The sequence below is a fragment of the Rhizobium alarense genome (assembly GCF_021555155.1).
Taxonomy (GTDB): domain Bacteria; phylum Pseudomonadota; class Alphaproteobacteria; order Rhizobiales; family Rhizobiaceae; genus Rhizobium_D; species Rhizobium_D alarense.
Genome location: NZ_JAKGBU010000152.1, coordinates 1 through 5,450 on the forward strand (window position 1 = coordinate 1; position 5,450 = coordinate 5,450).

Below are 5,450 nucleotides of genomic sequence, written 5' to 3' on the forward strand. Positions count from 1 at the left end.
CAAGGCGCGGGCGACCAGCCCCTCGCTGATCGTCGCGAGCTCGGCCAAGCGGCTGCTGATGGCGTGGCGGCGCCTGCGAAAGCAACTGCGGTTTTAAGGAGCGAAGGCATGTGGGACTTCAGCATCGGAAAGACGATCGGCATCCTTGCGAAGACCCTCCCCTTCATCCTGCTGCGCATGGCGATCTATTTCACCGTGACGCTCGCCTTCCTTCTCGCGACGGGCACGGGCGCCGGCATCGGCTACGGCGTCGGAAACCTCGGCGGCGATCCGGCGGGCTTCGCGGTCGGCGGTGGCGTCATCGGCTTCGCGCTCGTCGCCGGCGCGGTCTACTGGGCGCGTGAATGGCTGCTCTACATGGTCAAGGCCGCCCATGTCGCAGTCATCGTCAAGCTGATCGACGGCGAGCCGCTGCCCGGCGGCAAGGGGCAGGTCGCCTTCGGGCGGGAGATCGTCGCGGCCCGCTTCGCCGAAGCCAACACGCTCTTCGTGCTCGACCAGCTCATCAAGGGCGCGATCGCCGCGATCACCGGCCTCATCGGCGGCGTTGCCGCCTTCCTGCCGATCCCGGGGCTCGACGGGCTGGCACGTTTCGCAAACACGGTCGTCCGGCTTTCGCTCACCCATGTCGACGAGATCATCCTTGGCTACAACATCCGCACGGCGAGCACGAATGCCTGGGACTCCTCGCGCCACGGGCTCGTGCTCTACGCCCAGAACGGGCTGACGATGGTGAAGAACGCCGTCTGGCTCGCCGCCTTCCTGTGGCTGCTGGCGATCGCCGTCTTCCTGCTGGCGCTCTCGCCGGCCGCGGCCCTCGTCTATCTTTTTCCGGGCGAGGCCGCCGGCCTTGCCTTCCTTGTCGCACTCGTCTTCGCCTGGGCCTTCAAGGCCGCCGTGCTGGAGCCCTTCGCCATCGCCGCGCTGATGGAGGTCTATTTCCGCACCATCGCCGGCCAGCAGCCCGATCCCGAATGGGACGCCAAGCTCGCCGGCACCTCGGCGAGGTTCCGCGAAATCAGGGACAAGGCCGTGCAGTCCTTCGGGGGCCGGCCGGCGGCGGCGCAATAGGGCGAAATCTCAGCCGGGTTTCCAGCCGTCCAGATACCGAACCGCCGCGACGCCGGCGAACTTCGCAACGCGGCCGAGTTCCGCTTCGAGCCTCTCCATCCGGCCGGCCGAGGCCCGCACGCCGGGCTCCAGCCAGAGTCGCCTGACCTCCAGCAGACCGGCCTTGCGGTCCGCCTTCATGTCGATGCGGCCGACCAGCCGGTCGCCTTCGAGCAGCGGAAAGACGTAATAGCCATATTGCCGCTTCGGCTCGGGCACGAAGATCTCGATGCGGTAGAAGAAGCCGAAGAGCCGCTCCGCGCGGTTGCGGTCGCGGATCAGCGGATCGAAGGGCGAGAGAACGCGGAGCCGTGCCGGCGGCTCGGGAATGTCGCCGAGCCGCTCGGGGAAGTCGGCGAAGGCGTGCGAGGCGCGCGGCTTGCCGTCGACGGCGCCGACGAGGACGGGACGCAACTCGTCGCGATGCGCCTCCACCCAGGCCTTCGCCTCGTCGGGCGACACCAGGTCCCAGAAGGCGGCGATCTCGCCATGGGTGGCGAAGCCGAGCCGCTCCAGCGCGCTGCGGCAGGCCCAGTCGACGAAGGCATCGTGCTCGACATCCGGTGCGTGATGATGTTCCGGCAGGACGCGTTCGACGAGATCGTAGACCTTCTGGAAATTCTCGCGGCGGGCGATCGCCACCTTTCCGGTGCGCCAGAGATATTCGAGCGCCGTCTTGTTCGGATGCCAGTTCCACCAGCCGCCGGACGTGTGGCCATCGGCCTTGAGTTCCCGCGACAGGACCGCACCACCGCTCGCGATCCGCGCGTAGGTCTCGTCGAAGGCCGCCTCGAACCCTTCGCCGCGCCACTTGCGCCAGCGCTCGACGATCGACGCCTCCTCGCGTCGGAACTTGTGCTTCCAGTAGCGGTAGAAGCTGCTCGGGATGATGGAGGCGTCGTGCGTCCAGTTTTCGAAGAGCTCGCCGTCCTTTTCCAGCAGCGCCGCCAGATCCTCGCGGCGGTAGGTCTGGTTGCGGGAAAACAGGATCTGGTGGTGCGCCCGCTCGACGGTCGCGATGCTGTCGACCTGCACGAAGCCGATGTCGTGGATGAGATCGAGAAGCCCCGCCTTGCCGAGCGCCCGGCCCGGATGGCCCGCAAGCCCCTGCTTCAGGAGGAAGATGCGGCGTGCCTCTGTGTTTGTCAGCAGAATCGTCATGGCGAAGAGCATAGAGATTCGCCGGCGGGTTTCCAGATCAAAACAGGAACAAAATCGGATTGTGCGAACAATTCCCCGACGCAAGCGACGGTCGATAAGATTTTAGGAAAAGCTAAAACGGTATTTCAGCAGTTTTCAATTAAAACGGGTTCATCGAACAAAGGGGTTGGGGAACTCTATGAAAACGATCACGACACTGCTTCTGGCGCTCTGCCTTGCGATGCCGCCTGCCACCGCCTTCGCCGGCCGGAAAAACATGGGTTCGATGATGGTGGCGGGCATCGGCGGCTTGATGCTCCGGGAACTCGCGAAACAGCCGCGCAGCAAGAAATGCACGGGCAAGGCCTGCAAGTCGGGCGCCCGGGCGGCGGCCGGAAACAAGCGGAAGACCGCGATGCGCGCCGGTGCGAAACCGAGCGAGCAGGCACGTGGCATCGGTGCCCGCGACATTCGGGCTGCCACCGGCGGTCACGGGCTGATCCGGGCACCCGGCGCAGCGCCGTCGTGGCATACCGTCTCCATGCGCCCCGGCATCTGAAGCCGACCGGCGACGCGGCCGAACGGCCGGCCAACATTCGGCGCGCCGGCCATCTCGCTGTTTCCAAACGCGGTTCCGCTGGTCTATAGAGGGCGCGAGACCGGAGAGAGACTGTTGGATATCGTGTTTACCGGGGCGGCGGTCGATTTTGCCGGACGCCCTGCCCTCCACCCGCTGACGGCCACGCTGCGCGAGCGGCGCATCGGCGTCATCGGGCTCAACGGGTCCGGAAAGACCACCTTCGCCCGCCTCGTCAACGGCCTCGTCCGCCCGACGGCCGGCACTGTCACCGTGGACGGACGCGACACGGTCGGCGACGCGGAATATGCGCGCGGCAAGGTGGGCTTCATCTTCCAGAACCCGCAGCACCAGATGATCCTGCCGATCCTTGCCGAAGACATCGCCTTCGGGCTGAAGAACCGCGGTCTCGGCAAGGCGGAGATCGAAGCGCGGACGACGGCGATCCTCGACCGGTTCGGCATCGCGCATCTGGCGCGGCGGCGGGTGCATGAGCTTTCCGGCGGCGAGACACAGCTCGCCGCGATCGCCAGCGTGCTCGTCACCGGTCCCGAGACCCTGATCCTCGACGAGCCCACGAACCAGCTCGACCTCAAGAATCGCGCCCTGATCGAGCGCACGATCCTCGACCTGCCGGAACAGGCGATCGTCATCACCCACGACCTCGCGCTCGTCGAACACTTCGAGCGCGTGCTCGTCTTCCACGCGGGAAGGCTCGCCGCCGACGGCGAAGGCGCGCAGGCCGTCGCCGCCTATCGGGAACTCGCCGCATGCTGACCGGGCTCGACATCGAAGGCCGTACGCCGCTGCACCGGATGCCGGCACGCGCGAAGCTCATTGCGCTCTTCTCCGCCGCAATCGGACTTTTCCTCACCTCCAGCCTGGTCCTGCTCGGCCCGGCACTGCTGCTCGCCGCGCTGCTCTATGCCTCGACGGGGATAGGGCTTGCAGAGGCCTTCCGGCGGACGCGGTTCGTGCTGTTCACGATTTTGATCCTCGCGGGCGCGAACTACCTGTTCCATTCGGCGGCGGAGGCGTTCGCCGTCTTCATGCGGCTGACGGCACTCGTTTTTCTTGCCGCCGCCATCACCGCGACGACGGGCATCTCCGCCTTCATGGACGAGGTGACGCGCGCCGCGCGGCCGCTGGAGACGCTGGGGCTGGTGCGCGCCGCCGACATCAGCCTCGCGGTCGGCCTCGTCATCCGCTTCGTGCCGGAAATCTTCGACCGCTACCGCGACATTCGCGACGCGCATCGGGCGCGCGGCCTCAGGGTGCGGGCGCTGACGATGCTCGTCCCGCTGATCATCCTGACGCTGAAGGATGCGGACACGATCGCCATGGCGATTGACGCACGCGGCTTTCGGCGGCATTAACCCGGCATTATCCAAACGGGGACTCATCCGAATGACGACCAGGGACATCGTACTCATCGCGCTCTTCGCCGCGATCATCGTGGTTCTCGGCGTGTTGCCGCCGATCACGCTCGGCTTCATTCCGGTGCCGATCACGGCGCAGTCCATGGGCGTCATGCTCGCAGGCTGCATCCTCGGCGCGAAGCGCGGCGCGCTCGCCTGCCTTCTCGTGCTGCTGCTCGTTGCCATCGGCCTTCCGGTGCTTTCCGGCGGCCGCGGCGGGCTTGCGGTTTTCGCCGGACCTTCCGCAGGCTATCTCGTCGGCTGGGTTGCCGGCGCCTATGTCTGTGGCCTGATCGCCGAGCGGCTGGTGAGCGAGCAGCAGAGTGAACTTGCCCAGTTTCTCTCGTTTCTCGCCGCGGCAGTCGCAGGCGGTATCGGCGTGGTCTATCTCTTCGGCATGCCGTGGCTTGCCTATATGAGCGGCAAGGCCTTCGTCGAAACCGTGATCGCCTCGCTGGTCTTCCTGCCGGGCGACCTCATCAAGGCCTTCGTTGCCATGCTTGCCGGCCGCGCCGTGCTCGCCGGCTATCCGCTGCTGCCGCACCGCGCCTGAACGCCGTGCCGCTGACGCACGCCGTCCTGGCGCAGGCCGACGCCCGTCCGGATGCTGCCGCATTCCGGATCGGGCCCGGGCTTCTCACCTACGGACAGTTGGCGGCGCTGGCATCCGCCCTGTTCGAGGTGCTGGAGCGGCTTTCCCCCGCCGCCGCATCGGCAAGCCGCATCGGCGCGGCTGCGCGCCTGGTGGCGATCGAGACCGGCAATCATCCGCTCTTCCCGGCCGCCTTCGCGGCGGCGTCGGCCGGCATCAACTGCGCGGCGCTGATCGATCCCGGCCTGCCGCAGGCGACGCGCCGGCGCATGCTCGCGGCACTCGCACCGGACGTGACGATCCGGGCCGAGGACGACGACCTTCTGCTGCAGTCGGGGACGGGCACGGAACGCTTCAGCCGCGCGTCCGGAGCCTCCGGCACCCGTCTTCCCGAAGGCGACGGCGCAGCCCCCTTCCTGGTGGTCTTTACCTCCGGTACGACCGCCGACCCGAAGCCGATCATCCGCGACCGCCGCTCCTGGCGGCAAAGCCTCGTGACAGGCGCCGGCTTCTTCGGCATCGACGCGGCGAGCACGACCTTTTCGCCGGGACCGCTCGCCCACGGCCTCGCGCTCTATGCGATGACCGAGACGCTCGCGGCGGGCGGCGAATT

The 5,450-nt window shown here is 67.3% G+C and carries 7 protein-coding genes; 6 read left to right on the forward strand and 1 reads right to left on the reverse strand.

Annotated elements, in window-relative coordinates; all coding sequences use genetic code 11:
* The first annotated feature begins 108 nt into the window (after positions 1-108).
* Positions 109-1,071, forward strand: a complete 963-nt coding sequence (locus LXM94_RS25350; protein WP_235774602.1) for a hypothetical protein — start codon at positions 109-111, stop codon at positions 1,069-1,071.
* 9 nt (positions 1,072-1,080) lie between these two features.
* Here LXM94_RS25350 and LXM94_RS25355 read toward each other — a convergent pair whose 3' ends face one another.
* Complete coding sequence (locus LXM94_RS25355) at positions 1,081-2,271, reverse strand: winged helix-turn-helix domain-containing protein (RefSeq protein ID WP_235774604.1); 1,191 nt, start codon at positions 2,269-2,271, stop codon at positions 1,081-1,083.
* Positions 2,272-2,449: 178 nt separating this feature from the next.
* Between LXM94_RS25355 and LXM94_RS25360 the strand changes: the two genes are divergently transcribed.
* From LXM94_RS25360 to LXM94_RS25380, 5 genes are all read left to right on the forward strand, one after another.
* The gene (locus LXM94_RS25360; protein ID WP_235774605.1) at positions 2,450-2,809 is read left to right on the forward strand and encodes a hypothetical protein; all 360 of its coding nucleotides are present in this window, start codon (positions 2,450-2,452) and stop codon (positions 2,807-2,809) included.
* Positions 2,810-2,923: 114 nt separating this feature from the next.
* Positions 2,924-3,604: an energy-coupling factor ABC transporter ATP-binding protein gene (locus LXM94_RS25365; RefSeq protein ID WP_235774606.1), complete on the forward strand. Its 681-nt coding sequence runs from the start codon at positions 2,924-2,926 to the stop codon at positions 3,602-3,604.
* On the forward strand, positions 3,598-4,203 hold the full coding sequence (locus LXM94_RS25370) for an energy-coupling factor transporter transmembrane component T family protein (RefSeq protein WP_235774607.1): 606 nt from the start codon (positions 3,598-3,600) through the stop codon (positions 4,201-4,203). Before LXM94_RS25365 ends, LXM94_RS25370 begins: the two co-directional genes overlap by 7 nt.
* 31 nt (positions 4,204-4,234) lie before the next feature.
* Positions 4,235-4,798, forward strand: a complete 564-nt coding sequence (locus LXM94_RS25375; RefSeq protein ID WP_235774608.1) for a biotin transporter BioY — start codon at positions 4,235-4,237, stop codon at positions 4,796-4,798.
* A gap of 5 nt (positions 4,799-4,803) precedes the next feature.
* A partial coding sequence (locus tag LXM94_RS25380; RefSeq protein WP_235774609.1) for an AMP-binding protein occupies positions 4,804-5,450 on the forward strand: 647 nt, incomplete at its 3' end.

Excerpts from the sequence above, each read along its gene's own strand:
- LXM94_RS25350 (WP_235774602.1), top strand. The coding sequence starts at position 109 with ATGTGGGACTTCAGCATCGGAAAGACGATCGGCATCCTTGCGAAGACC.
- LXM94_RS25355 (WP_235774604.1), bottom strand. The coding sequence starts at position 2,271 with ATGACGATTCTGCTGACAAACACAGAGGCACGCCGCATCTTCCTCCTG.
- LXM94_RS25360 (WP_235774605.1), top strand. The coding sequence starts at position 2,450 with ATGAAAACGATCACGACACTGCTTCTGGCGCTCTGCCTTGCGATGCCG.
- LXM94_RS25370 (WP_235774607.1), top strand. The coding sequence starts at position 3,598 with ATGCTGACCGGGCTCGACATCGAAGGCCGTACGCCGCTGCACCGGATG.
- LXM94_RS25375 (WP_235774608.1), top strand. The coding sequence starts at position 4,235 with ATGACGACCAGGGACATCGTACTCATCGCGCTCTTCGCCGCGATCATC.